The organism is Sphingobacterium sp. 18053, assembly GCF_902706145.1.
GTDB classification, from domain to species: domain Bacteria; phylum Bacteroidota; class Bacteroidia; order Sphingobacteriales; family Sphingobacteriaceae; genus Sphingobacterium; species Sphingobacterium paramultivorum.
The window spans coordinates 531,731-557,785 of record NZ_CACSJW010000002.1 but is presented as its reverse complement, the minus strand read 5'-3'; the positions used below and the strand labels follow the sequence as shown (position 1 = coordinate 557,785).

19 protein-coding genes are annotated in these 26,055 nt (G+C 40.7%); 14 read left to right on the top strand and 5 right to left on the bottom strand.

All coding sequences use genetic code 11. The features are described from left to right. Positions 1–79 precede the first annotated feature (79 nt). From dnaG to GVK91_RS06205, 3 genes are read left to right on the top strand one after another with little or no spacing between them, the layout of a single operon-like run. Positions 80–2,083, top strand: a complete 2,004-nt coding sequence (gene dnaG / locus GVK91_RS06215) for a DNA primase (protein ID WP_153844421.1) — start codon at positions 80–82, stop codon at positions 2,081–2,083. Between the two features lie 8 nt (positions 2,084–2,091). Then, positions 2,092–2,448: a YraN family protein gene (locus GVK91_RS06210; RefSeq protein WP_145330336.1), complete on the top strand. Its 357-nt coding sequence runs from the start codon at positions 2,092–2,094 to the stop codon at positions 2,446–2,448. A gap of 30 nt (positions 2,449–2,478) precedes the next feature. Next, positions 2,479–3,507 (top strand): glutaminyl-peptide cyclotransferase, encoded by a 1,029-nt coding sequence (locus GVK91_RS06205; RefSeq protein ID WP_153844420.1) that lies wholly within the window; start codon positions 2,479–2,481, stop codon positions 3,505–3,507. A gap of 478 nt (positions 3,508–3,985) precedes the next feature. Here the strand turns inward: GVK91_RS06205 and GVK91_RS06200 are convergent, their stop codons facing one another. Together GVK91_RS06200 and GVK91_RS06195 are read right to left on the bottom strand one after the other, a co-directional pair. After that, positions 3,986–5,008, bottom strand: a complete 1,023-nt coding sequence (locus GVK91_RS06200; protein ID WP_153844419.1) for a kelch repeat-containing protein — start codon at positions 5,006–5,008, stop codon at positions 3,986–3,988. A 3-nt stretch (positions 5,009–5,011) separates the two neighbouring features. Continuing rightward, complete coding sequence (locus tag GVK91_RS06195; protein WP_153844418.1) at positions 5,012–6,379, bottom strand: DUF4270 family protein; 1,368 nt, start codon at positions 6,377–6,379, stop codon at positions 5,012–5,014. A 119-nt stretch (positions 6,380–6,498) separates the two neighbouring features. Between GVK91_RS06195 and GVK91_RS06190 the strand changes: the two genes are divergently transcribed. Beyond that, positions 6,499–7,935 (top strand): cell wall metabolism sensor histidine kinase WalK, encoded by a 1,437-nt coding sequence (locus tag GVK91_RS06190; protein ID WP_153844417.1) that lies wholly within the window; start codon positions 6,499–6,501, stop codon positions 7,933–7,935. Positions 7,936–8,056: 121 nt separating this feature from the next. Continuing rightward, entirely contained in the window at positions 8,057–8,731 is a 675-nt protein-coding gene (locus GVK91_RS06185; RefSeq protein ID WP_153844416.1) for a response regulator transcription factor, read from the top strand. 38 nt (positions 8,732–8,769) lie between these two features. Here the strand turns inward: GVK91_RS06185 and GVK91_RS06180 are convergent, their stop codons facing one another. Further along, a complete protein-coding gene (locus tag GVK91_RS06180; RefSeq protein WP_153844415.1) occupies positions 8,770–11,508 on the bottom strand; it encodes an outer membrane beta-barrel protein in 2,739 nt (912 codons plus the stop codon). Positions 11,509–11,726: 218 nt separating this feature from the next. Between GVK91_RS06180 and GVK91_RS06175 the strand changes: the two genes are divergently transcribed. Together GVK91_RS06175 and GVK91_RS06170 are read left to right on the top strand one after the other, a co-directional pair. Next, the gene (locus GVK91_RS06175; protein ID WP_153844414.1) at positions 11,727–12,269 is read left to right on the top strand and encodes a TetR/AcrR family transcriptional regulator; all 543 of its coding nucleotides are present in this window, start codon (positions 11,727–11,729) and stop codon (positions 12,267–12,269) included. Between the two features lie 315 nt (positions 12,270–12,584). Next, positions 12,585–14,291, top strand: a complete 1,707-nt coding sequence (locus tag GVK91_RS06170; protein ID WP_153844413.1) for a glycoside hydrolase family 3 protein — start codon at positions 12,585–12,587, stop codon at positions 14,289–14,291. Between the two features lie 92 nt (positions 14,292–14,383). On the opposite strand, the gene GVK91_RS06165 is transcribed toward GVK91_RS06170, so the two are convergent. Continuing rightward, complete coding sequence (locus tag GVK91_RS06165; protein WP_153844412.1) at positions 14,384–15,931, bottom strand: glycoside hydrolase family 10 protein; 1,548 nt, start codon at positions 15,929–15,931, stop codon at positions 14,384–14,386. 215 nt (positions 15,932–16,146) lie between these two features. On the opposite strand from GVK91_RS06165, the gene GVK91_RS06160 reads away from it, so the two are divergent. From GVK91_RS06160 to GVK91_RS06130, 7 genes are all read left to right on the top strand, one after another. Beyond that, positions 16,147–17,574: an L-serine ammonia-lyase gene (locus GVK91_RS06160; RefSeq protein WP_159727488.1), complete on the top strand. Its 1,428-nt coding sequence runs from the start codon at positions 16,147–16,149 to the stop codon at positions 17,572–17,574. Between the two features lie 76 nt (positions 17,575–17,650). Further along, on the top strand, positions 17,651–18,463 hold the full coding sequence (locus tag GVK91_RS06155; RefSeq protein ID WP_153844410.1) for an MBL fold metallo-hydrolase: 813 nt from the start codon (positions 17,651–17,653) through the stop codon (positions 18,461–18,463). A 385-nt stretch (positions 18,464–18,848) separates the two neighbouring features. After that, positions 18,849–19,565 carry a DUF4198 domain-containing protein gene (locus GVK91_RS06150; RefSeq protein WP_159727486.1) on the top strand — a complete coding sequence of 239 codons (717 nt, stop codon included), beginning with the start codon at positions 18,849–18,851 and terminating at the stop codon, positions 19,563–19,565. Between the two features lie 115 nt (positions 19,566–19,680). After that, positions 19,681–22,098 carry a TonB-dependent receptor gene (locus GVK91_RS06145; protein WP_159727484.1) on the top strand — a complete coding sequence of 806 codons (2,418 nt, stop codon included), beginning with the start codon at positions 19,681–19,683 and terminating at the stop codon, positions 22,096–22,098. A gap of 29 nt (positions 22,099–22,127) precedes the next feature. Beyond that, complete coding sequence (locus tag GVK91_RS06140; RefSeq protein ID WP_153844407.1) at positions 22,128–22,460, top strand: hypothetical protein; 333 nt, start codon at positions 22,128–22,130, stop codon at positions 22,458–22,460. A 10-nt stretch (positions 22,461–22,470) separates the two neighbouring features. Continuing rightward, complete coding sequence (locus GVK91_RS06135) at positions 22,471–22,749, top strand: hypothetical protein (RefSeq protein WP_120335131.1); 279 nt, start codon at positions 22,471–22,473, stop codon at positions 22,747–22,749. Between the two features lie 6 nt (positions 22,750–22,755). Further along, the gene (locus tag GVK91_RS06130; RefSeq protein WP_159727482.1) at positions 22,756–24,399 is read left to right on the top strand and encodes a PepSY domain-containing protein; all 1,644 of its coding nucleotides are present in this window, start codon (positions 22,756–22,758) and stop codon (positions 24,397–24,399) included. A gap of 240 nt (positions 24,400–24,639) precedes the next feature. Here the strand turns inward: GVK91_RS06130 and GVK91_RS06125 are convergent, their stop codons facing one another. Next, entirely contained in the window at positions 24,640–26,055 is a 1,416-nt protein-coding gene (locus tag GVK91_RS06125) for a PLP-dependent aminotransferase family protein (protein WP_153844405.1), read from the bottom strand.

Genomic DNA, 26,055 nt, shown 5'->3' with positions numbered 1-26,055 from the left:
CTGCAATGCCATTAAAGAAGCCATTTCGTAGTGGAGATGCAAAAGATTTATTCTAATTTTACATTAAAAAAGAAACGGTTTGATAAAGCAGGAAGTTATTGATAAGGTACTGGAAACAGCACGGATAGAAGAGGTGGTGGGAGACTTCGTTGATTTAAAGAAACGGGGAACTTCTCTGATTGGAAATTGTCCTTTTCACCATGAAAAGACGCCTTCCTTCCACGTTTCTGTGTCAAAGGGTATCTATAAGTGTTTTGGTTGTGGTGTTGGTGGAGATTCCCTTAAATTCGTCATGGAACTGGAAAAGTTCTCTTATCCGGAAGCCATCCGTTATTTAGCCGATAAATATTCGATTCAAATTGAAGAAATCGAGCGTTCTCCAGCCCAGCTTGCTGCGCAGGATAAACGGGAAAGTCTATATGTCCTAAGTGCTTGGGCCAGTAAATTCTTTGCTGAACAACTCTGGAAAACTGAAATGGGCCAGGTCATCGGACTCAACTATTTCAAGGAGCGTGGCTACCGGGAGGATATCATCAAAAAATTTGAATTGGGTTATTCGCCGGAGGAATGGACTGCATTGGTCGATAAAGCACAGGTAGCGGGTTTTCACCCAGATTATTTGGCCGCGAGTGGTTTGGCTATTGAACGTGATGATAAATCTTTATATGATCGTTTCCGTGGCCGGGTCATGTTTCCGATTCATAACCTGACAGGGCGTGTTATTGGCTTTGGTGGTCGGACACTAAAGACGGATAAAAAGGTCGCCAAATATGTAAACTCTCCCGAGAGCGAAATCTACCATAAATCCGATGTGCTGTATGGATTGAATTTTGCCAAAAAGGCAATTATGGAAGAGGATAATTGCTACTTGGTAGAGGGCTATGCCGATGTTCTTTCGGTACATCAAGCTGGAGTCGAAAATGTTGTTTCCTCCTCGGGAACGTCTTTGACAACAGGTCAGATCAAGCTTATTTCCCGATTCACAAAGAATGTGACCATACTTTATGATGGGGATGAAGCAGGGATCAAAGCCTCCCTACGCGGTACAGATATGCTGCTCGAAGAAGGCTTAAACGTTAAAGTGCTGCTTTTTCCCGACGGTAATGACCCCGACTCTTACGTGCAAAAGTTTGGTGCCACAGCTTTTAAAGATTATGTCAAATCCAATCAGCAGGACTTTATTTTCTACAAAACGAATATCCTGCTTCGCGATGCCAATAACGATCCAATAAAAAGGGCTTCGGTAATCCGTGATGTCGTCGAAAGTATTGCATTGATTCCCGATGAAATTAAGGTTTCTGTTTTTATCCGGGAATGTAGCAGCCTTTTGGATATCGAAGAGCGCATTTTATTGGCTGAACTCAACAAGATTAGGCTCAATAGAGCAAAGAAGGCAGATAAGGATGCTGCTCGTAAACCACAGAGCCCTCCTCCAAATGCAGGGATGCCACCTTTTGGGATGGACGGTCCACCTCCGGATTTCTTCATGACAGACGATGAAAGAGGGGGAGTAGCTCCTATGGAGAATGTCGAACAACCGGTACAACTGACTTCGGAAATTCTTCAGGAACGGGAGATTGTCCGTATTTTAATCAACTATGGGGATTATCTGGCAACCTGGGAAGGTGACGGGGATATTCCCGTTGCAGGACTGCTACTAGGGAATATCGGCGACATCGAATTTAAGGATAAAGCTGCGGCTTATATTTTAAAAGTCTATAGAGATGCTGCAGAAAATTACGAAATTCCAGATGCTAAGCAGTTTTATTCGAATTCGGATACAACAATATCCGATTTGGCGATTAATAGTGTTGCCAGTAAATATTCGCTCAGCGAAAATTGGAATGACGATAAGCGTAAAATTTATGTAACGCAGGAATACGAGCATTTAAAACAACTTGTTGTTACAGCAATTTATCGGATTAAGAAACGTAAGATTGAGGCAGAAATGCATCATATTCGTGAAGAAATGAAACATGAACAAGATGTGGCAAACCTAGAAGTCCTTATTTTTAAATATCAGAAACTTAAAGAAGCTGAACGGCTCTTGGGAGGCTTTCTGGGAAATACGATTGTTAAGTAATACTTGATATGGCCAAGCATCTTGAAACGGGCGAATGGGGTGAGCAAATGGCCATGGAATACCTCGTGGAGCAAGGCTATAAAATAGTGTTAAGAAATTGGCGATTTAAGAATTTAGAAGTAGATTTGATTGTCGTGGACAGGGATACCTTGGTATTCGTTGAAGTAAAAACACGGTCGGGAACGGATTTCGGTGAACCCTACGAATTTGTAGATCGCAAAAAACAGCGATTACTGATTCGTGCAGCACAGGCTTATATTCTTAAAACAGGTTATGTCGGTGAAGTCAGATTTGATGTTGTCGCAATAACAAGATCTCCCAAAACAGTACTCAACCATATCAAAGATGCGTTTTGGGATAGTTAAGGATACGTACTTATAAATAATTATACATAGATGAGAAAAATCACTTATTTTATGGCAATTGCAGCGCTAGCTTTTGCTTCTTGTAAGTCAAAAAAATCAAGTTTGGAATTTGCATCTCCTGGAGCAAATCAAGCTGTTTTAAAAGGAGCTCAAGTCCAGTTGAAATTGAAATTTGAATCAGTATCAATGGACTCTGTGGCTTATTTTGTTGATGATAAACATGTGGGGTCCTCAACTGACACTACGGCAATTACAATCGATACCAAAGATATGGCCTACGGTACACGTAATATTTCCGCCTTGGTATACAATGCTGGAAAACCCGATTCTGTTTCAAGTACATTTTATGTTGTACCTGAAAATGCGAAGAACTATGGTTTTGAGGTTGTCAACAAATACCCGCACGATACGACTGCTTTTACACAAGGGCTACAGTTTGCTGATGGCATTCTCTACGAATCTAATGGCCGTTATGGTGAGTCAAACTTGAGAAAGGTCGACCTAAAAACAGGTAAAGTACTCAAGGAAATCAAATTTGATGAAAAGACTTTTGCCGAAGGAATGACATTGGTAGGTAATAAGTTATTTATGTTAACGTGGCAACAGGGAGAAGGATATGTCTTTGATAAAAACTCGTTTGTAAAGGAAAGTTCCTTTAAATATGAAAATAGCAAAGAGGGGTGGGGCTTGACCTACGACGGGCAGCATTTGATAAAGTCTGATGGATCCAATAAATTGTTCTTTTTAGATGCAACGACCGGTAAGGAGCTAAACGCTATCGGAGTTTACGATGAAGCTGGGCCAGTGGATGAACTTAATGAACTGGAATATATAGGCGGCAAAGTCTACGCAAATGTCTATCAAAAAGATGTTATTGTTATAATCAACCCTCAAACAGGAGCGGTAGAAGGACGGATTAATCTTGTAGGTATCTATGAGCATACTTCCGCATATGACAATGAACTGAATGGAATTGCTTACGACCAAGCCGGAAAGCGTCTCTTTATAACAGGGAAGTTATGGAATACATTATTTGAAATCAAGACAGTTGAAAAATAAATGAACTTCAGATCTTAACCTTTCTTCGTGAGGTCGAAAGTATTGCAAGTTCGCATAAAATGGAAACCTTGTCAGAATTATCTGACAAGGTTTTTTTATTGCCCCCATTCTTCTTTGAAGTATGGATGTTATCGTGTGAGGCTTTCAATTCCATCTTTTTTATAATGACGCACCGGGCTGAGAGAGATCGCTTTTAAAACTGTATCGGAAGCTTTTAAAACTGCATGGAGAGAATGAAATATTATGACGAGCAGATCTCTCGTCAGGTGCACCTCAATTAATGAAGAACAAGAGAGTTGCCCTATATTAGTAAATAGCAGCTGGATGTATGCTATATTGATGACTGATTTCGCTATAGCGGACAGCCATAAAAGAGACCTAGAAATCCTTTTTAACCAATAGAAACAAAATATTTGAAGCAAAAAAAAGGGATGAAGTTTGAAACTTCATCCCTTTTTTTATATTGATTTTATTTCGATTAATAAATCGGAGTAAACATCCAAGTATCGTCAAAACGAGATGAACCATTAAGTCCAGTAGTGATGTAACCGTTGTTTCCTACAGCGAAACCAACAGCATCTTGGCGTGCTGAACCAGCGAAAGCGCCGTTATCATTCGTCCAGTAATCACCAGAAATATTATATTTCCAAGTGCTGTTGATAACAGCATTTTTGTAACCACCAACAACGAATGGAGTACCATTGATTGCGAATGCAGAAGCATTTGAACGAGTCAAATCGTAAGTATATGAATCATCTGCTCTGTTTAGATCGTTCAATTTAGTCCATTTGCTACCATCAAATTTATAGAAATCTTTTGGGTAAGAACCGTTAGAGATACCACCACCTACATAGGCTACATTATTGACAACAAAAGAGAAAGCTGCTTTTCTTTTCGCTGAAAAAGGAGCATCACTAATTGCTTGCCAAGTATTAGCAGCTGGATCATATTTGTAGAACTCATTTGTATTTGTTGTTCCACCGCTAACGACAGTTTCACCTGTTCCAACATAAGCAGCGCCATTTAAAGTAAAAGCTACCGCATTTGATAAAGCAATAGGAAGTGGAGCAATGCTTGACCAAGCACCTTTTCCGCTGTTAGCCGTAGGGTCAAATTTGTAGAAATCTGTTAGGTTGTTTGTTCCGTCATTTCCACCACCAACATAACCGATATTACCAATGGAAAAACCGATGGCACCGTTTCTCTCAACACCTGTGAAAGGCGCTTTTTCAGCCCAAGTATCTGATGCTGCATCATACGCATACGTATCTTTCACACGGAAAGGCTTACCACCAGCATTACTTGCTAGACCAGTAGTGACATATGCAACATTATTTATCAAAAAGCTAGCAGCAGATGAAGTTTGTGGGCCTTTAAAAGCAGCTTTTGCAAACCATTCGTCTGATTTGGTTGAGCTGTCGTCACTTTTTTTACAAGAAGAGAAAGTTGTAACTGTAAATACAAAAGCTAATAAAACGAGTAGCCAATTTTTCTTGTTCATAAATTATTGAAATTTAGTATAAAGGATGTTTAATTTAATTTTCGGATCATTCTCATTATCTTTTGCCAATATTAATCTATTTCCAGTTGAAAACAAACCCGATGTCGGTAAAGATAGATATAATGAAGTATTATTGTATGCTGTTGTTTTAATTTTTGTTAAATATTCAATAAGATTGAATGTATATGTTCCATTCGAACCAAAATCATTTCCACGCACTAATGTTGCTTGTTGTGTTGTTGTCGAATAAGGTGAAGTTACCAAACTAATCGGATTTCCATTATTACTTGCCACCATTAAGACTAAACTTTGCGGCTGATCAAAAATACTGGAAGCTCCGTTAGGGACTTCAATGACAAGTTCCGCCTTATTAATTGCAATTGATGGATTATTCACCAATTCTAATAACGTTGGAAACTCAATTTTTGCTACAACACCCGTTGAACCCTCTAAAAACACATTTCCATCAGTTTGTTGACTCGAAATTTGAGGATTTTTTAAGCTCATCGGCGCAAACTTTGTTGCAGAGCGATCTGCTTCAATTTGATTGTACTGGTAAGCCTTGTTGTCAATGGAAAAATATTGTTTGCCAACAGATTTCGTCCCTTCATTATTCAGGAATGAATAGTGCACTTGTAAAAATACAGTGTCCTTGAATCCGATAACTGCAGTATTGCTATTGTCAGGAACAAGTGCCAATCCTTTGAAATACTCTTGGAAGCTTGTGCTGTTCTGAATCCGGTTGTCATTATTTTTGATCATCGTAAATAGCTCATTGCTAATGGTACTGTTGAACCTAAAGAATAATGAATCTGCTGATTGTATACGTGGTTTAAAGGAAAGTTCTGCCAATGGCGTATTTTCATAGGCAAACTTTTGTTTACTGAAGATTGCTGCAGAAGTGACAAAAACAGGACGTTCATCAACCGGTTTGGTTAAATCAATCTGCGTTTGCGTGATTTCTTCCGTAACACGGTGTACCGATATCTTTTGTACTTTCGTTGTATCACCGTAAGAGTATTTATTTGGCGTTAATACCAAGGTCACAGAATCCAGTACCGCATCATCAGGTATAGAAGCATTGCTTATCGTTCCTACTCCGAGGCGCATATAAGCCGTAGACTTCATACTACCCGTAACAGCATTGCTATTCTTTCCGACAAGCATTGTTCCAGTAGAGGAAGTCGGAATATCGTCCAATTGATAAGTCGAAACTTTGGCGGAAACCGTATCAATTGGTACTAAACCGATTGTTTCATCTCTTGAACTATCCAATGAGAGCGAAATGTCTTTATTACAACCAACGAAAGCGGCCAATGTAAAAAGTGGAAGTAAAAGTTGAATACTACGTCTCTTAAAGTCTTTAATCATATTAATTTTTGAATAGTGCAAAAGTAATCAATGCCAACTGTTAATCAGTGTTATATTTTGTTAAATATGGTTAATTACCACAGCGATTGCAAATCTAGTAATTTAAATTTGTTTTAGTTATGGGTAGAAGATTTAAATTACTGATCAGTTTGATCGTTTTAATAGGGGCAGGAATTACTGTAGTACTGGGAATTTGGCTTTATGGAAGTTATACAAATCGTCGCGACCTGTTTCTTTCTACCGCTGAGCGTTCGCTCTTTAATGCTGTTCAAGAGGCATACCAAACGCGCAATGGTGATCGGCAGTTAGATGGCCCGGAGGCTGATCGGAATCGACTCCTCCAAGATGTAAAACGAGAGCTTTCGGTCTTAGTGCCCGCTGCTGAATTGGATAAGGCTTTACAACGTGTAAATGCCGAACGGCCTAAAAATGAGCGTTTTGATCGTAATAGCCACGATAGACGAGAGAAAATGTTTCCCAAAGACCGCGAAGGGCAAGGCGCAATTATCCCGCCCTTTCTGTTCCGGGACTTTGAGATGAACAAAGCTAATCTGGATTTAATCGAAAGAAAGTTTAAAGAATCCCTGAACAATAAGAGCATATCAGTGCCATTTGAAATGGCTATTGTCACCATTCCGCACGATCAAATCAAAGATGTGCGACGCAAGTACCGCGAAGCAAATCTTGCTTGGACGAGACCCATGATGGTCAACCCATTAAAAAATGAATTTCTTGTGATCAAGTTTCAGGAGGATTGGAAGTATCTGCTGTATAGCTTAAGCTGGCAGCTGTTAATCTCACTGCTCTTGATTGGACTGCTGCTCGGGACATTCTTCTATTTGATGAAAACCATTCTCAACCAAAATAAGATGGCCGAGCTGCGTAAGAACTTCGTCGATAACATGACACATGAACTCAAAACGCCGGTATCTACTGTCATGGCAGCCATAGAAGCTATACAGTTGTATGGTGTACAGGATGACAGGGAAAAGATGAATCGCTATCTGAATATCTCCAAAAAGGAACTGGAGCATCTGTCCAATATGATTGAAAAAGTGCTTCAAATGGATATCGATGCATCAAGGGGCATTGTTTTGCAACGTACTGACTTTGATCTTGTCGCCATGGTGAAGGGAGCCATTGAAGTTGCTCAGCTGAATAAAACTAAGCAAGTGGACTTTAAGCTTATTGCTGTTCCAAGTGAGATAAGGATCAATGGCGACGAAGCCCATTTAAAAAATGTGATCAATAATTTGCTGGAAAATGCAATAAAATACGCTGGACAGCAGGTTTATATTGAGGTGGAAGTGAAGGAAACCAAGGAAAATGTCCATATTCGTATTACAGATAATGGCAAAGGGATTTCCGCGGAATACCATACTCAGATTTTTGATATGTTCTTTCGGGTTCCCTCCGGTAATCTGCACGATGTCAAGGGTTTTGGTTTGGGGCTTGCTTATGTCAAGCAGGTGGTAAAAAGGCACGATGGCAAGATTACCGTCGATAGTGAGCTGGAAAAAGGAAGTACCTTCAGTATCCGATTACCGTATAAATAGACAGCATTATTTATTTTTCTGAGCAGAAATAGGGCTGTTTATCGGGCAGTAATTGGGCTAATTTATCCTAAAGATGTCTTTGAAACAAGGCCGAAATATATTTTGATTGAATGACAACGCTATGATTGAAATTTTATATGTAGAAGACGAGCCAAGTCTCGGAATGATCGTTGCCGATAGCTTGGAAGCTAATGGATTTCATGTTACCCATTGCAGTAATGGTCACGAAGCCTTGGGAGCATTTACAGCGGCTCGGCCGGATATTTTGGTCGTCGATGTCATGATGCCCGTCATGGATGGCTTTACATTGGTAACAAAAATACGCGAATCAGATACGCAGGTGCCCATTATCTTCTTGACAGCCAAAGTGCAGACAGAGGATGTTGTGAGGGGATTTCGTTTGGGCGGGGACGATTATGTTAAAAAACCGTTTAAGATTGAAGAATTGGTTGTGCGGATAGAGTCCCTATTGAAAAATAGTCCCAAGATGTTGTTCGGCCAAAAGCTGATGATAGGCGACTATAGCCTTGATAGCTTAAAACATCAATTAACTTATCAAGGTGAGGTGCTTAAGCTGTCTTTCCGGGAAAGTGAACTGCTGCGGAAGTTATACGAACAAAAAGATAAGGTCATCCCACGCGAGGATATCATGCGTGCCTATTGGAGCCATGATAAATATTTTACAGGAAGAAGTTTGGATGTGTTTATCAGCCGTATACGGAAATACCTCAGTCAGGATGATCGGATCAAGATTATCAATGTCAGAGGGGTAGGGTATATGCTTACCGTCGATTGAGACGTGTTCCACGTGGATTGACGTCAAGGGCACTGTGGCTAACGACGATTTTTCATGCCCGATTTTCCGCCAAGCCCACGAATATGATAGGTGAAACTTAATATCGCGTAGCGTGTTATTGCATTTGATTGGGATACACGTACCCAAAGATCGTTTACCTGCTGATTGATATTTTTATTGTCGTTAAAAATATCAAATACCGTGAGATTGATTTCGGCATTCCTACGTTTGAACAATTTCTTGCCGATAGAGACATTCCATAACAAACTTGTTGTACTTGCTGAATTCAGAATGCTGCCATTGTATAGGTAGTTGAACGTTGAATTGAGTGTCCATGTTTTTAACAAGGTCAATGCAATGGAATTGCCAATGGTATGTTTATAGACCGAATAATTCGATTTCTCGCTTGCTGAGTTCTTGGAGAAGGCAATGTTTCCATTATAATCCAATCCAATGATAACGTCTTTACTGAATGCTGTATTGACGCCGACGCGTTGACTCAGGCCGTAGGTTTGCGCATTGACCTTTTCGAGATTCAATAAGGTGTAATTCTGGTTGAAATAGAGGTTATTGTTTAGGTTGAAATTAAGTTTCAATGGTTCAAAGCGGTATCCAAGGCTATTTTGCCATTTGAGGTTATAGACTCCATTGAAATTTTCGGGTCTGATATATTGCCCCCCTGGCCCGAGTACAACATCCTCGGTGATCGTAAAGGCTGAATCTGTGGTGAAAATGGTATTGGAGATTTTATGTTCAATAAAATCTGCAGTAAAGTCGGAGGTGAAGCTTCTGCCCGAGCCTTTATTGATTGATCTAAATTGTACCACAAGGTTGTGGTCATATTCTTGCTTAAGATCCGGATTCCCCGAGCTAATGCGTAGTGGATTTTGATTGTCTGTAAAATCTTGCAATTGCTCGATAGAAGGGGTATTTGTCTTTGCATTATACCGAAACTCAATCCGCGTGTCTTTATTGAAATTATACTGGAAGTTTAGATTGGGCAGCAGACTATTGAAGTGGCTTTTTGTTGTCAGCGTATTGGGAAATAATTTATCATTGACCTGTGAAGCCGTCTGATAATCTAAGCCAATCTGAAATCTTATACTGTCTTTTTTGTTAAATAAGTAGGAGATCCCACCGCTATGGTAAACAAAATCATTACGGAATTCATTGGAAAGACGGTTTTTTAATTCACCCAGCTGGCCTGTTTCGGCCAGAAATTCATAGGTCTTGCGGTCCGAATAGCGTGCCGTATTCCGAAAAGTATAATTCCCTTGCAACCGGGAATACTTACCGAGCATCTCGGTATAGGCTACCTTTGAGCGAAAGCCATTATTATCGCCAATGGAGTAATTCCTATTGTTGACGGTATCGACGCGGTTAAATACACCATCTTTATAATAAGAGTTTAGTGCAAAATTTGTTGCATGGCTCTTGTTACTGCTAAATGAACCATTGAAATTAAAACTGATCGTGCGCCCCGGTTTGTTGAGTCTCCGCATGTAAGTGAGATCTCCTCCCCAGTTGAAATTTTCTCCAAAACTGTTATTTCTACGATCTGAACTATTAAGCATCTCTGTAAGATTTAATAACGTATTGCCTTTAGAGCTGCTGTTCCTGTCGTTACTCTGATAGGAAAAATTAGGCTGAAAGTCCAGTTTTTGAATAGAATCTATCTTCCAGTTTGCGCGGATAGAGAATGCATGATTGTTGCTGTAGGTGCTATTTAATTGATCCTGATTGTTGATTTGGTTGGCCCGGTTGCCTGCCGTATATTCTGTTTTACTTTGGCTGAGGATATTATTGTCCGTATAATTGTACGTGTAATTCGCATTGAAATCCATCCGGTCATCGAAAAAACGATCCAAGTAGTTGAACCCGGCGTTGAAGCGGGTCGTCACCCCTTGTCCGGTACGTCCTCTTGTGTTTCCGCGTGGAGCAAAACCATTGGGTTGGTTGACGTTGTTGGTATTTATATCGATAGCATACTGGCGCTTGGGGTTCATTTTGGTCACCTGGGTATTTATGGCATATTTCTGATCGGGACCTACTCCCCCAGAGAGCTTGCCAAAATATGATTTTCTTTTATCAGGCTTGGTGACGATATTGATCACTTTCATACGTTTTCCGTCGTCAAAACCACTAAATTTGGCCTGCTCGGTTTTGTCATCGATAATCTGGATTTTAGCAATAACATCGGCCGGAAGGTTTTTTAAGGCAACCTTTGGATCGGTGCTAAAAAACTCCCTACCATCAATAATAATCTTATTGACAGGTTCTCCCTGAGCTTTTAGGTTGCCATCTTCATCAATTTCAACACCAGGTATCTGTTTCACCAATTCGTCAGCATCTGCAAAATCTTGTGTGACATATTTCTTGGTGTCAAATTCAAGTGTATCCCCTTTAACCTGTATACTGCTCGAAGAAATGTTAATTTCGTCCAGCACAATCTCGGCATTAGTGAGTTTAAACGTTAGATCGATTGTTTGGCCGATTAGCTTTACACGCCGAAGATCCATGCTGTAGCCCATCGGCTGTGTACTGACTAGATAATCTCCATTGGGAAGTGTACTGCTGCTGAACCTACCCAAAATATCTGTAGGGACCTGTACTTTAATGGAATCTTTTACCGCGATAATGGTGATGCTTGCACCTCTGATAGGCTGCGAAGTCGTATTATCGAGCAACTTGCCCGTAATATACTGCTGGGCTTGCGCGTTCGTCCCCAATAATAAGCAGATAGAAAAGAACAAAATGGTCCAAAGTTTGGTCTTCATCGGTCGAGGTACAAATGTGTTTTAATGTGTTGTTGACGGTTATATAATTTTATATCCCAAAAATATGGCACTATTTGTTACGAATTATTATCATTTTAGTTACAATAACCCCAAGTGAATGGAAAGATTAGATATATTTGCAGTAGAATTAAAAATCAACTGAACAAAACCGTGTAGAGATGTAGTGATATACGGGTATAGATAAAAAAAAATAAAAGATGAAAGAAAGTGTTTTGAGTAGAAAAGAGCGTATTATGAAAGAAGCATTGTTGCTTTTCTCAGATCAAGGCTATACAAATACCTCTACCAAAACGATTGCCCAAAATGCAGGGGTCTCCGAAGCATTAATCTTTAAACATTTTGGGAATAAAGATGCACTACTGGTCTATTTAATTAAATCAGGCTACCGAAAAGTTCTTACACATCACCGTGGAATGATGACCTATCGTGAACCAAAGGAATTCCTGCGTACCATGATCAATCTCCCAGGCAAGCTGGTCAGTGCAGAACCCATATTCTGGAGGTTGCAGGAGCGTTTGTCGCATCACCCTTTTTCCAAACAGCAGCACGAACAATTTATGAAGCCGGTTCAACCCATTATTCACCGTGCTTTTAAAGAGCTGGGTTATGAGAGTCCTGAATTTGAAACCGAATTCTTATTGCTGATCATAGATACTCTGTGGAAAAAAGAAGCCATTGGAGAACTCGAGAATACCATAGAGTTGGCACTCTTTCTAGAGAAAAAGTATAACCTGATTTAGATTATATTATAAGGCTAAGTTATAGACTTTTTCTAAAAACCGTTTCCTTACTAAAGTTCTTTCTGTCTGGTCAAACCGGCTATCGTGGGCTACAATTATTGGCACAGAGCTGTTTTTCAAGAGGTATCACTTCTTTTGCATATTTACTGTTTTATCGCTTCCTCAAATTTGCATGCGTCATTTTTCTGCTTTGTAACCTAACGGAATGCTGTTTTGTGCGTTTTTATATGAAATTGTTGCAAAAACAATTTCATATTGTCCGAAATAATAACGTTCTTAGTATTTCTATTTTAAATACATTATACAAACTAATTTATGTTCAAAAAACTCGGTCTGGGAATATTGGCATTAGTCGGCACAATTTCTTTTTTGAAAGCTCAGGACAAAAAAGATTTTGTGAAATACATCAACTCTCAGCATGAATGGGTAGATGCGGTATTCAATACCTTGACGCCAAAAGAAAAAGTCGCTCAGTTATTTTTGGTTAGAGCACATACAAATCTAGGTCAGAAGTATATTGACTCGGTCGCTCAGGTGATACAAGACGAACATTTGGGTGGTCTAGTTGTTTTTCAGGGCGGTCCCGTACGTCATGTCGACATGTTCAATCGCTATCAATCCCTGTCAAAGGTACCATTGATGATGACTTTTGACGGCGAGTGGGGATTAGGTATGCGTATGCCGGATTCAACCTTGTCGTTCCCATATCAGATGACATTAGGAGCCGTTCAAGATAATCAGTTGATTTATCGCATGGGTCGTGAAGTGGCCTTAGATTTCCAACGTATAGGTATGCATTTCAATTTTGCACCCGATGTGGATATCAACAATAACCCTAAAAATCCGGTGATCGGTATCCGCTCCTTTGGTGATAATAAATATAATGTAACCCAGAAAGCAAAAGCGTATATGGACGGTATGGTGGATGGCGGTATATTGGCTTCCATCAAACACTTCCCGGGACATGGAGATACAGATGTGGATTCACATTATGATCTGCCGCAACTTCCTTTTGATAAAAAACGCTTGGATACCCTGGAAATGTATCCGTTCAAAGAACTTATCAAAGCCGGAGCTCCTGCTGTCATGGTGGCACACATGAACATCCCGAGTTTAGATGATACCCCTAATATGCCATCTTCGATTTCCAAAAAGGTCGTTACCGATCTTTTACGCAACGAACTTGGCTTTAAAGGGCTAACAGTCACTGACGCCATGGACATGAAAGGTGTAAAGAAGTTTTTCCCAAATGGAGAGGCCGATGTACAGGCTATCATTGCAGGGCATGATTTACTTGAAGTGTCGGAAAACAGCAAACGTGCGATCGATTTGATATTAAAAGCGATCGAAGAGGGACGTATCGCGCAGTCCGATATTGATGCACGTGTTAAAAGAGTGCTGGCTGCTAAATTATGGCTTGGTTTGGACAAATATCAAGCAACTGCACAGCAAAATCTATACAATGATTTACATCGTGCATCTGCGGTTCAGCTCATTGACGAACTGTCAAATGCAGCGATCACTGCATTGAACTCTACCGAAAAATTAAAATCATTCAAAAAGGATTTACCTACTGCTATTATCAATATCGGAATTACGGCTAATCAGACTTTTCAGAATGAATTAGCGGGTGCGCTGACCAATAAAACACAGTATTTCGTCACAGACAGCATGAGTAAGGATGATATCAAGCGTATTACCAAAGAAATCAAGAAAAATAAACAATTTATTATCGCTGTGCATGACACGAGACTTCGTCCGCGTCCGACCATGGTATTGAATAAAGATGTTCAGGGCTTGATGAAGAAATTTGCAAAAAAATCGATCTTGACCTTATTTACCAATGCTTATGCTTTGGATGGTTTCGAAGCAACGAAAAAAGCAAAGACAATTTTGCTGGCTTATCAAAATGATGCCTTCATGCAGAAAGCAGCAGTAAAAACGATTTTGGGGCAAAATACGCCGAAAGGAAAACTTCCAGTTACGATCAACAAAAAATTTAAATACGGACAGGGGAAATAACGTATTATAAAATCACACAAACAGGATGCCTCTTCCGAAAATGGTCCCATTGCATTAGCAAAGCCATTTAGGAAGAGGCATTTTTTAAACCTTTAAATTTCTTCGTTAGCACTCCTGCTATCTGACGGCTTACTTTCATTTTTCATGCGATCAATAGCTGTAACGACATATTTATACTGTTGATGCTGCTTGATATCGTCATCGGTATATTGAAGCTTATCGCCATCAAAGGTGATAAAGATGATTTTTCCAGGATCCTTAATGTTCACTTTTTCATCGAGGTTGAACCGATAGATCACATAGCCATAAGCAGACTCCCCATCAGTGGCCACATCTGGTTTTTGCCAAAATAAGGTGTTCATTTTAGCATTGGCCGAATTTTTAACCAGAAGACCGAAAGGGGCATTGGGTGGGATACTATCTAGCCACGGCATTGTGGGGGGGAGAGCTGGTGTGCGATACAGATCATTTCGCATGGAATCCTGCAGTCCAACAAGATTGTCCGTGAGTGATTTGGAACTGAAATAAATACTTCCCTCCACATCGTGCTCCTCTCTTAAGTGGCGTACCTGTCTGGGAATTTGACTGCGGTCTGTCCAGCCGATTTTATTTTCTGTAACACGATAAGCCCCATGCCCCACATAAAAGTGACGGCCATAGGTGTGTTTCTGCCACCAGTCAACTAAGATCTCATATGCTGCAGCGCGATTTTTGAAAGGAAAGTAGATCTGGGGATTGATGTAGTCTATCCAACCTTCCTGCATCCATTTTACACCATCAGCATATAGTTCCCGGTAAGCACTCAGACCACGGGTATCTGAGCCAGCGGTATTATTTTCTTTGTTGTCCCATACGCCACAGGGGCTAATGCCATATTTTACATAAGGTTTTATCTTTTTGATGGCAACACCAAGATCGTGTACCAGTACGTTGACATTGTTGCGTCGCCAGTCGTCAATTTTCTCGATCCCGTTGTTATATTGACCAAAGGTAATCTGATCCGGTACCGGTGTATTTCTGCTATCAGGATAGGGGTAAAAATAATCATCGAAATGAATACCATCTACATCGTAGTTTTTGACCACATCCATTATCACATCAATAATATATTTACGAACTTCCGGAATACCTGGGTTGAAAAGCTTCTTGCCAGCATAGGTGAAGAACCATTCTGGGTGGCGCTTGGTAATATGGTCATCCGAAAAATGGGCCGGATTTAATGTTGTCGAAGCACGATACGGATTGAACCAGGCATGTAGTTCCATGCCTCTTTTGTGTGCCTCGGTGATCGCAAATTCCAGGGGGTCATAAAATGGTGACGGAGGCAGGCCTTGTTTTCCGGTCAGGTATCTACTCCAGGGTTCTCTGCCCTTTGCATAGAAAGCATCGGCAGCAGGACGCACCTGCAAAATAATTGCATTCAGCCCCGCGCTGCGGTGCTGGTCCAGTAAATCAATAAACTCCTGTTTTTGCAGTGCGACATTATTGCCCGCTTTGACAGAGGGCCAGTCTATATTACCTATGGTTGCAACCCACACTCCACGAAACTCCCGCTTAGGTAGTTGTTGGGAATACGTTCTAATCGAAAATAAACAGATAACAATGGTAAAAAAAGAATATAAATATGTTTTTCCCGTCATTCTATAAATTATAGCCAACAAAGATAGGGAAGCATTTCTTACTTTTTCCCTAAAAAATGTAAGATGTTTGTTGGATACTTGTTAAAAGAACCTGAGCTTGGTTTTCAAATTGATAATAATGCAAATACAGGTAACATTGTACTTTATTTGTGCTAATTTAGATGCGGTTTTCACAAAAGCAATGGCTTGATCAGCTAACCGCAATAAAAAAGATTATGAGCAAAGAACAAATATCCGTTTTTGACATGTTTAAGATTGGTATCGGCCCCTCGAGTTCGCATACCTTAGGACCTTGGCGCGCTGCCCAGCAATTTACCGCTGTGCTCAAGTCAAAAGGCCTATTACATGAAGTCGAACAAGTCAAAATTCTGCTATATGGTTCTTTGGCCAAAACCGGTGCCGGGCACGGTACTGATATTGCCGTTCTACTGGGGCTAAGTGGAGATGATCCGGTCACCTTTGATGTCAATAGAGTGACACCCAAAGTCGAGCATATCAAGGCTGTCGGCGAACTCGAAGTCGCTGGCGAACGAATGATCCCATTTTCCTACCAGGAAGATTTATTGTTTTTATATGCCGAAAGCTTGCCTTTCCATCCCAATGCCGTTACCTTTCAGGCTTTTCTAGCTAATGGAAAGGCAATTACCGAAACTTATTATTCTATAGGTGGCGGTTTTGTGGTGCAGGAAAATGATACGGAAAGTGTCCTGTCTGAAGTAGATCTTCCATTCCCTGTCGATACTGCACACGAACTCTTGCATTGGACGATGAAAACGGGGCTGAAAATCTCCGAGCTGGTCCTTGAAAATGAATGTGCATGGCGTGAAGAAAGTGAAACCGTAGCAGGTGTATTGAATATTTATAATACAATCCATGAATGTATTTACCGGGGCTGTCACACCGGAGGGACATTGCCTGGGGGGCTAAACGTTGAACGTAGAGCAGCCAAGCTAAATAAGAAATTAATGCAGGGACGCAGTTATCAAGATTATGAGTCCTGGGTAGCGGCCATTCGTGAGGGCGGCCAAAACTTTCAATATATTCTTGATTGGGTAAGTTGTTTTGCACTTGCCGTAAATGAGGAGAACGCCTCTTTCGGACGTGTGGTTACAGCGCCTACCAATGGAGCTTCGGGCGTTATCCCGGCTGTATTGCAATATTATATTACTTTCCACGACGGTATGCGTGAGAATAGAATTATCCAATTTATTCTTACGGCATCTGAAATCGGTTCAATATTTAAGAAAAATGCAACGATCTCTGCTGCAATGGGTGGCTGTCAGGCCGAGATTGGCGTTTCATCAGCGATGGCTGCCGGTGCGCTGACAGAAGTGTTGGGTGGATCGCAGCGCCAGGTTCTGATGGCTGCCGAGATAGCGATGGAACATCATCTTGGATTAACATGTGATCCAATTGGTGGGTTGGTTCAGATTCCTTGTATTGAGCGTAATACAATGGGAGCCATTAAGGCAATTACTGCTGCGCAATTAGCACTGCAATCGAACCCAGATAAGGCAAAAGTGAGCCTGGATACTGTGGTTAAAACTATGTGGGAGACCGCTTTGGATATGAATGCTAAATATAAAGAAACAGCAGACGGTGGACTTGCCGTCAATATTCCATTGAGTTTGCCGGAATGTTAATGACTGTCTGAGTTTTCTTGTTTTTCGTATCTTTGCCGCGGTAAAATAGATATATTCTTATAAATAGCGTAAACGAATGAAATATTGTGCAATCGCCTCCGGAAGTAATGGAAACTGTTATTATGTCGCTAAAGATGATTCGGCTATTTTGATAGATGCTGGAATCAACAGCAAACATATACACCTTCGGATGTACAATCTGGGGCTTTTACCGACTCAGATCAAAGCAATTTTCATTACCCATGAACATTCTGATCATATCAGAGGCCTATCAGTATTTGCCAAAAAATATAATCTACCGGTTTATATCACCAAGGGGAGTTACGATGGTACCCGATTGCATTTGCCAGCTCATTTGGTTCATATCATAAGTCACGATGAAGTCGTTGAAATCGGAGGGCTCAAAGTTTACGGTATTCCCAAATATCACGATGCCAAAGAACCCTGTAGTTTCCTTGTTTCAGATGGAACATACAATATTGGTGTACTTACAGATATTGGGCGCCCTTGCGAAAATGTGCAGCATGTTATTCAACATTCGGATGTATTGCTCCTGGAATCAAATTATGATGAGGAGATGTTGCGTACAGGACGCTATTCGTATTTTCTGAAAAATCGGATCAGCAGTGGTTGGGGACACCTTTCAAATCGTGTTGCCGTCGAACTGTTTAACGCCTATAAAACAGATCGCCTTAAACATCTTATTCTAACTCACCTCTCCGGCGAAAATAATACGGTCGATCTGGTTCAGCAGACTTTCGAACCACACTGCGAACGTATCCAGCTTCATGTAGCGACACGTTACCAGGAAACGGAATTATTCGACCTGAAACTTGTGCTAGAGAATCCTGTAACATCCTTTTCAATCCCTTCCGCACTCTCTTCCTAGCGTAAAACGCACTTTTTGTTCGCTGTATTTCTTCAGTTAAAGCGTAAGAATACTGTAAAATAAAAAAATTAGTTGATTTAAAAAGATTTCCTGTTATATTTGCTTTGTTTTTAATCAGTCTAAATAACACCTTGTGTGCTTATTTGGACAAAAAGAAACAAAACACCATGTAATAGACGGCAATCTATCACATGGCGTAAATCTACACACAGCGGCAACTGGATGTAGATGACTGAAACAGCACGCTGTGTCAGTTACTCCCGATATACGATATGGAAGAACTTGCAAGATAACGAATTTTATTGTTTATTCGTTGTAGAGCTCGCTTAAACCAGCAAATTCTCCCATAATAAGTTGAAGAAAACTAAACATCAATCAACATATTATGAAAATTTTAATTTCATTTTTTACATTTCTTGCGGTATTACTGTGTAGTCATACCGGTCATGCACATGCCCTTTGGATTGAATCATCTTCTTATGGGACGTTAAACCAATCCCATGAAGTCAAGGTATATTACGGTGAGTTTGCAACGAATGAAAGAGATCAGGTCGACAAATGGTACTCCGACGTGAAGGACTTCTCATTAATGTTGCATGCCCCGGGAAAGGAACCCGTCAAGCTTCAGTTGACGAATAAAGGCGATCACTTTAGCGGTTCATTTCAACCTACAGCAGCAGGAACCTATTTTCTATCTATTGTTAAAGCACCTAAAGATCTCGGCGGCAAAACGAAGTATGAATTTTCTTCCTTAGTACCTGTTGTCGTAGGAAAGTCTGCGACACTTGATTATAAAGGCGTAAAAAATCCATTGCAGATTGAGTTGCTTGGTGCCACCAACGCAAAAAAAGGCCAAAGTTTACAGGCAAAGATTACCAGTTTGGGTAAAACTGTTCCCCATGCCAAAGTTTCTGTTTTTTCGGCTACTGGTTGGGGGAAAGAGTTTGTTGCGGACGAGAATGGCATCCTGACATTTGATGCAATCTGGTCGGGTCCATACGTTTTGGAAGCAAGTACGTTTGCTGAGACAGCAGGTGAACATGAAGGAAAACCCTATGCTTCGGCATGGCAGGGAAGTACAACTTTTATTACCATCAAATAACTGCAGATACAGCGCAGACAAAATAGTAAAGGATCCATCTGAAACGATGGAAACACCAATGGATCCTTGCAAAAAAAGAATATCTACTATAAAAAACATCTACCATACTACATTCATGAATAAAACTTTATCCTTTCTGGCTATTCCTATGATTAGTTCGGTTTTTTCTGTTGCACAAGCACAGACGAACAAAATAATTGAAGGAATTCTTATCAATGAAAAATCTGAACCGATCACAGGGGCGACAGTAAAATTGACCAATACGGGTGTGACCACCAGTACCGATAGTGAGGGGCATTTCGCTTTTCATAAGCTTTCATCCAAAACCTATCATATCGAGATTAAAGCGATCGGTTACGGCAAGCACACGATGGAAGTGAACGTAAAAGAGGAGACGACAAACCTTGGCCCCATCATCTTAAAAGACCAATCGCAAGCTATCGACGAAGTTGCGGTTTATGGTAAATACTATGAGCATTATAAGTTTGACAGTATCTCCGGATCGTTACGTCTTAAAACACCGATCTTAGAGTTACCTCAAAATATACAGGTTATTTCTTCTGATTTAATGGCCGATCAACAGGTGTTCGATATTGTTGACGGTATTACGCGTAATGTTAGTGGTGCTACACGTCAGGGCCATTGGGACAACCAATATGCGAATATCCGTATGCGTGGCTCAAAGATCCCGGCATTCCGTAACGGGATGAATATTGAAGCTTCTTGGGGACCTACAGCCGAAGATGCGAGTATGATCGAGCGGATCGAGTTTGTAAAGGGGCCTGCTGGATTTATGTTAGCCAATGGCGAACCAGGAGGGTTCTATAATGTTGTGACTAAAAAACCGACAGGAAATACCAAGGGATCTGTGACGCTGAATACAGGTAGTTTTAGTACGTATCGTGCTGCTCTTGATTTAGATGGTAAATTGCGGAAAGATGGAAAGCTACTTTACCGTCTGAATGTAGCTGGTCAACAAAAAGACTTTTTTACAAAATATAATTACAGTAATCGGCTTGTCATAGCACCAGTTGTGACCTACAAAGTGGATTCTTTGACGAGTTTAACATTTGAATATACCTACCAAGGATCTTCTTATCTATCCAATGGTAATTATACCTTTTCTCCAAAGGGATTTGCAGATCCAGGTATCTCGAATGATTTCTTCTACGGTGACCCTTCCATGGAACCTGGTAAGCTAAGAGACCATAGTGCTTATATCTACTTGGACCACAAGTTGAATGAAAACTGGAAACTGCATGCTCAGATGGCCTATTTTAATTTTGATATGCAAGCGACGAGTACCTGGTTGAATTATATGAAAGCCAATGGCGATATGCCACGTTATTATAGTATCGGCGACGAGCATGGTGAAAACAGCTTCGGTCAGGTTTCTTTAAATGGGGAGGAATATACTGGAAGCGTTCGTCATCGGATTTTAGTGGGCGCAGATTATGGTAACAAGAAATTTTGGGGTGATTTTAGAACAATCTTAGATTCCATTCCTTCGGCTCCGCTTAATGTCTATGATCCTAAATATGGTATCCCAGGAAGTGTATTCCCAACGTTGGATCGTTCACAGAGTGTAAAGGTGCGCGCAGGAGGAAGCAACTATGTGACTTCGACAAACTACATGTCATTCTATGCACATGATGAGTTGGCATTCTTGGAAGAGAAATTACGTTTATCTCTTGGCTTACGATATACAATTAATGAGACGATAGGTAAAACGGCTGCCGCAGACAGAACTGATAAAGCATTTACCCCGCGGGTAGGTTTAAGCTATTCAATCGACAAGTCCATGAGTGTGTATGGATTATTTGATCAATCGTTTGTTCCTGTTGCTGGTACGGATTGGGAAGGAAATACTTTCAAACCGATCCGTGGAAATGATTTAGAAGCGGGTGTTAAGAAAGAGTGGATGGGTGGAAAATGGATCTCCACATTAAGTGCCTATACCATTGCGCGTAAAAATGCGCTGGTAGCTGACCCCGATCCTAGCCATGTTGTTAATGGTGTATCTTTCCAGACCCAATTGGGAGAGACTAGAAGTAAAGGTATCGAATTCGATGTCACCGGTGAAATTATTAGGGGGTTAAATGTTAATGCAAATTATGCATTGACAGATTCTAAGATCTCAAAAGATACTAAAGAAGAAAATATAGGTAATATCACGCCTAATACTGCAAAACATACTGCTAACGCATTTGTTTCCTATCGTATTCAGGATGGAAAGGCTCGTGGGCTTGGCTTTATGGGGAGTGTTCAGGGAATGTTTGACCGTGCCGTAGGAACAACAAAAGAGAGTAATTTTAAAAATTATCTCCGTACGGACGCGGGTATTAGTTATCAAAAAGGAAAATATAGCATTTCTGTTGTGATCAATAATCTTTTGGACAATCGGAAATTGTTGACTGCCGGATCTATCTCCAAAGCGAGTGCGGCTGTTCAGAAGTTAGGAGGTGTGGATTATTATTCTTATATCGTAGAAGCTAGACGTAATTTCCGTATGGGGGTTACCTATAAGTTTTAAATAAACGATCTCGATAAATTATAGAATCGATGTATAGTACATTACTAGTCGTTATACTCTTTGGAGCATACCTTTTTTACAACACGAGCAAAAAGGTGAAATTTGGCCCTAGGCCACAATGGCTGGAAAAGCTGTGCGCACAAACTAAGTTTGTGCGCACTTTGAGCATGTTGCTGCTGCTCTTTCCATTTGGCACTGTTCTCTATATGCAAGGATTTGGCGCAGGCTTTTTTGCATTTTTCGCCTATTTCATGTGCATGATGTGTCTTGTGGTCCTATTGAATCCTTATCGCTATTTCAAATTATACCCAATTGTGGGATTGTATGTATTTAGCCTTTGTGTTGAATTATTGATTTCCTAACCGATAAAATATGCCTGCTAATAAAAAATACCTCAGTACGCCCTTTCAGCGATTCCTGAAAATTACAGCCGGATTTATCGGTGGTTATGTTGTCATGATCTCTTTCCACGTCTTGGTCACACATATTTTTGAGAAAAAGGATGTTGTTGTCACGGCTTGCTTCACGGGCTATCTCCTATGGGCAGTACTCTTACTGTTTGCTTTCCTTGCAAAAAACGGATGGAAAATATGGGGGCTATATTTACTCTTGGCTGCAGTTTTTTCGCTGCCTTATTTTTTCAAAATGTAATTGACCATGAATAACCGAAATTATAATATCTATTTCAATACGCATACCATTAGTGGCATTATTATTTGCGCTATCCTTTATGTGATATTTTTTGCGGGATCATTTGCATTTTTTAGGAATGAAATCGCTGCCTGGCAGAATAATACGTCCTATAAGACCTATCGCGAAGATCACCAAAACTTTGATCGTTTGCTCGATTCGCTCAAAGGACAAACAAATTTGCATGGACGCGATATCACGTTTTATATGCACCGGGAAGGAACCTCAGCCTATGTGGGCTTGAGCGCATCTAACGATAGCATCCTCAACAAAGAAAATCTAGCAAAGGTAACTCCAGAACAGAAAGCAGCAAAACAGAAGGGCCGCAGAAGAGGTGGAGATGATGATTCAAAGAACTTTACCTATAATTTTGCAAATAAGAAGTCAGGTGACTATACTCAGAATTACGATATGGGCGAATTTCTGTTCCGCTTACACTTCATGGCTCAGCTCAATCAGGTACCCATTAGGGTAGGTATAGCTCCCTTTGGTTATCTTATTGCTGGAATTACCGCTTTTATTTTCCTATTTGCTCTTATTACAGGACTATTGCTGCATTGGGACAAGATCGTCTCAAATTTCTTCGTGTTCCGACCGTTCAGTAAATGGAAAACGGTATGGACCGACATGCATACGGCATTAGGTGTTATTGGTTTTCCGTTTCAATTTATCTTTGCGGTAACAGGCACGTTTTTGATCATTAATTCTGTCCTGGCTTTGCCGCTGAGCAAGTTGTTGTATGACGGTGATCAACAAAAAATGTATCAGGAGATGGGGGTTAGTGCCGAGACCGATTTTCCTTATACCTACAAACCTTTAAAGGCAGACATTAAGATTGCTCCATTTTTGGATCTGGCAAAATATAAATGGCCTGAATCCGAGTTTCAGCGCATTACGATCAAAAACTATGCAGATTCCAATATGCATGTTGTCATGGAGCTGGAGCCGCAGTTTAATAAGAGCTTTGCTGGATCGGGTATATTGTCTGTGAGAGCTATCGACAATAAAATTGTGGCCGAAAAATCCCCGATCAGTGATGCTACCTATGCCGATGGTGTCCGCAGTCTTTTATACCGTCTGCATTATGGTGATTATGGTGGCTATCCGCTTAAGATGGTATACTTTATTTTAGGTGTCATGGGCTGTTTGGTCATTATCTCAGGTATATTGATCTGGTTGGTAGCACGTGACAAAAACAATGTAATTCCACGAAAACGGAAATTCAATTTCTGGGCGGCAAATATATTCACAGCAATATGTCTGACCATGCTACCTGTTACAGCGCTGACTTTCATTGCCATTAAATTGAGTCCAGAGGTTAATCAGGACTTGATATACCGCGTGTATTTTTACAGCTGGCTTGTACTTTCACTGTATTATATTATACGGAGAAGCATTCGACGCACCAATCGCGAAACATTGCTGGTTGGAAGCATCTTGGCATTTTTTATTCCACTTGTCAATGGTTTTATAACCGGCAACTGGATCTGGGATACATTTCGCAATGGACAGCGTGATATTTTTGTCGTAGACTTTTTATGGCTTATGATCGGTATCATCGGTATAATCGCCTATAACAAGACTAAAAAATTCTTTGAGACTATTCGTTAACAAAGATTCTTTTCTCTCTGCGAAGTAAGTACACTTCGTTTTTTAATTCCAAGGGCGCTCACAAGGTGCCCTTGGAACGTTTATAGGGTAAGGCTTAGGAAAAATCTTTGATGCCATGTTGATCCTTGATGGAAAAGTGGTAATTTTTCCAAAGAAGGTCCCAATGATATTTCTCCTCCCATTCAGGCCGATGATGTTGATGAAATAGACTGGGATTGATTTATTTGGAGTACGGCTTTCTTAGCGTACGGCTTTGAAAAATCGCCCAAGGCGCATCAGATCCTGTGCCGTCTTTTCGTTCCAGTCCACGGCATAGTTGAGCCGAATACAATTCTTAAACTGATCGTGCTGTGTAAACATCCTTCCTGGAGCAAAACTCAACTTTTGCCTTAGGGCATAATCGTAGAGCATCGTTGAATCAATTTTAGCATCCAATTCTAGCCAAAGTACAAACCCACCCTCAGGCTGTGACATTTTTGTGTTTTCCGGAAAATGGGCCTCAATACTGTTTCTGAAATTGACATAATTGCTGTACAGTTTTTTTCTGAAGCTATTGAGGTGATGGTCGTACCTGCCGATCTGTAAGAATTTGGAAACCGCCTCTTGATAAATTGCAGGCTGCGAAATCGTCTGTATGAGTTTTTGTTTTAGGATCTTATCCTTGTATTGTCCGGGCTCAACCCATCCGAGCCGAAAACTTGGCGCCAATACTTTGGTAAATGATCCACACCACATCACCAGTCCCTCTTCATCAAAATATTTGCATGGCTTGGGCCGTGACGAACCAAAATAGATGTTTCCATACAGATCGTCTTCAATCAATGGAATATGGTGATGGGCGAGCAGTTTGACAAGCTCTTTCTTGTGTTCTTCAGGCATTAGCGCGCCCAATGGATTGCTAAAGTTGGTAACGAAGCAACAGACATCAATTTTATGAATAACTTTTTTCAGGGCATCTAATTCAATTCCCGTAATAGGGTGGGTCGGAATCTCGATGGTTTTGAGCCCCAGTAGTTGAAAGGCCTGAATAAAACCAAAATAAAGAGGGCTTTCCACCGCGATGGTATCGCCAGGCTTAGTTACTGCGCGAAGGCAGCTGTAGATCGCATTCATGGCGCCCGACGTGATAATAAGATCCTCGTCACTTATTTTTCCTTCAAGTACCAATGACCATTTGGCAATTTCTTTCCGCAAGCTTGGACTTCCCTGTACCTGTCCGTATTGATCACCGTAATCATGCAGTTCATGAACCGACTCTATAATGCATCTATTGAGTTTCTGAATCGGAAGTAATGATGCGCTGGGTAAACCCAGTGAAAAGCGTGTAATTTCCTTGTCTTCCAGAGAGTGGAAAACTTTATCGATCAATGCTGCAGGATCTTGTTTCTTTTCGTCGATTTTAAACGTGGAAATAGACGGAATAGCCATCCGACGAAGTCCCGACCGGCTAACGAAATAGCCTGATTTTGGTCGCGATTCAATTAGAGATCTGCTCTCTAATTCCATATAGGCACTTTTTGCTGTATTTAAACTTACATTGTATAGCTTCTGAGCGCTCCGGACAGAGGGCAAACGATCTCCATAGACCAAAGAGCCATTTTTGATCTGATTCTCTACAATATTCGCTATTTTCTTATATAACAGTTGCTGCTCCAT

Excerpts from the sequence above, each read along its gene's own strand:
- GVK91_RS06210 (WP_145330336.1), top strand. The coding sequence starts at position 2,092 with ATGGCCAAGCATCTTGAAACGGGCGAATGGGGTGAGCAAATGGCCATG.
- GVK91_RS06205 (WP_153844420.1), top strand. The coding sequence starts at position 2,479 with ATGAGAAAAATCACTTATTTTATGGCAATTGCAGCGCTAGCTTTTGCT.
- GVK91_RS06200 (WP_153844419.1), bottom strand. The coding sequence starts at position 5,008 with ATGAACAAGAAAAATTGGCTACTCGTTTTATTAGCTTTTGTATTTACA.
- GVK91_RS06195 (WP_153844418.1), bottom strand. The coding sequence starts at position 6,379 with ATGATTAAAGACTTTAAGAGACGTAGTATTCAACTTTTACTTCCACTT.
- GVK91_RS06190 (WP_153844417.1), top strand. The coding sequence starts at position 6,499 with ATGGGTAGAAGATTTAAATTACTGATCAGTTTGATCGTTTTAATAGGG.
- GVK91_RS06185 (WP_153844416.1), top strand. The coding sequence starts at position 8,057 with ATGATTGAAATTTTATATGTAGAAGACGAGCCAAGTCTCGGAATGATC.
- GVK91_RS06180 (WP_153844415.1), bottom strand. The coding sequence starts at position 11,508 with ATGAAGACCAAACTTTGGACCATTTTGTTCTTTTCTATCTGCTTATTA.
- GVK91_RS06175 (WP_153844414.1), top strand. The coding sequence starts at position 11,727 with ATGAAAGAAAGTGTTTTGAGTAGAAAAGAGCGTATTATGAAAGAAGCA.
- GVK91_RS06170 (WP_153844413.1), top strand. The coding sequence starts at position 12,585 with ATGTTCAAAAAACTCGGTCTGGGAATATTGGCATTAGTCGGCACAATT.
- GVK91_RS06165 (WP_153844412.1), bottom strand. The coding sequence starts at position 15,931 with ATGACGGGAAAAACATATTTATATTCTTTTTTTACCATTGTTATCTGT.
- GVK91_RS06160 (WP_159727488.1), top strand. The coding sequence starts at position 16,147 with ATGAGCAAAGAACAAATATCCGTTTTTGACATGTTTAAGATTGGTATC.
- GVK91_RS06155 (WP_153844410.1), top strand. The coding sequence starts at position 17,651 with ATGAAATATTGTGCAATCGCCTCCGGAAGTAATGGAAACTGTTATTAT.
- GVK91_RS06150 (WP_159727486.1), top strand. The coding sequence starts at position 18,849 with ATGAAAATTTTAATTTCATTTTTTACATTTCTTGCGGTATTACTGTGT.
- GVK91_RS06145 (WP_159727484.1), top strand. The coding sequence starts at position 19,681 with ATGAATAAAACTTTATCCTTTCTGGCTATTCCTATGATTAGTTCGGTT.
- GVK91_RS06140 (WP_153844407.1), top strand. The coding sequence starts at position 22,128 with ATGTATAGTACATTACTAGTCGTTATACTCTTTGGAGCATACCTTTTT.
- GVK91_RS06135 (WP_120335131.1), top strand. The coding sequence starts at position 22,471 with ATGCCTGCTAATAAAAAATACCTCAGTACGCCCTTTCAGCGATTCCTG.
- GVK91_RS06130 (WP_159727482.1), top strand. The coding sequence starts at position 22,756 with ATGAATAACCGAAATTATAATATCTATTTCAATACGCATACCATTAGT.
- GVK91_RS06125 (WP_153844405.1), bottom strand. The coding sequence starts at position 26,055 with ATGGAGCAGCAACTGTTATATAAGAAAATAGCGAATATTGTAGAGAAT.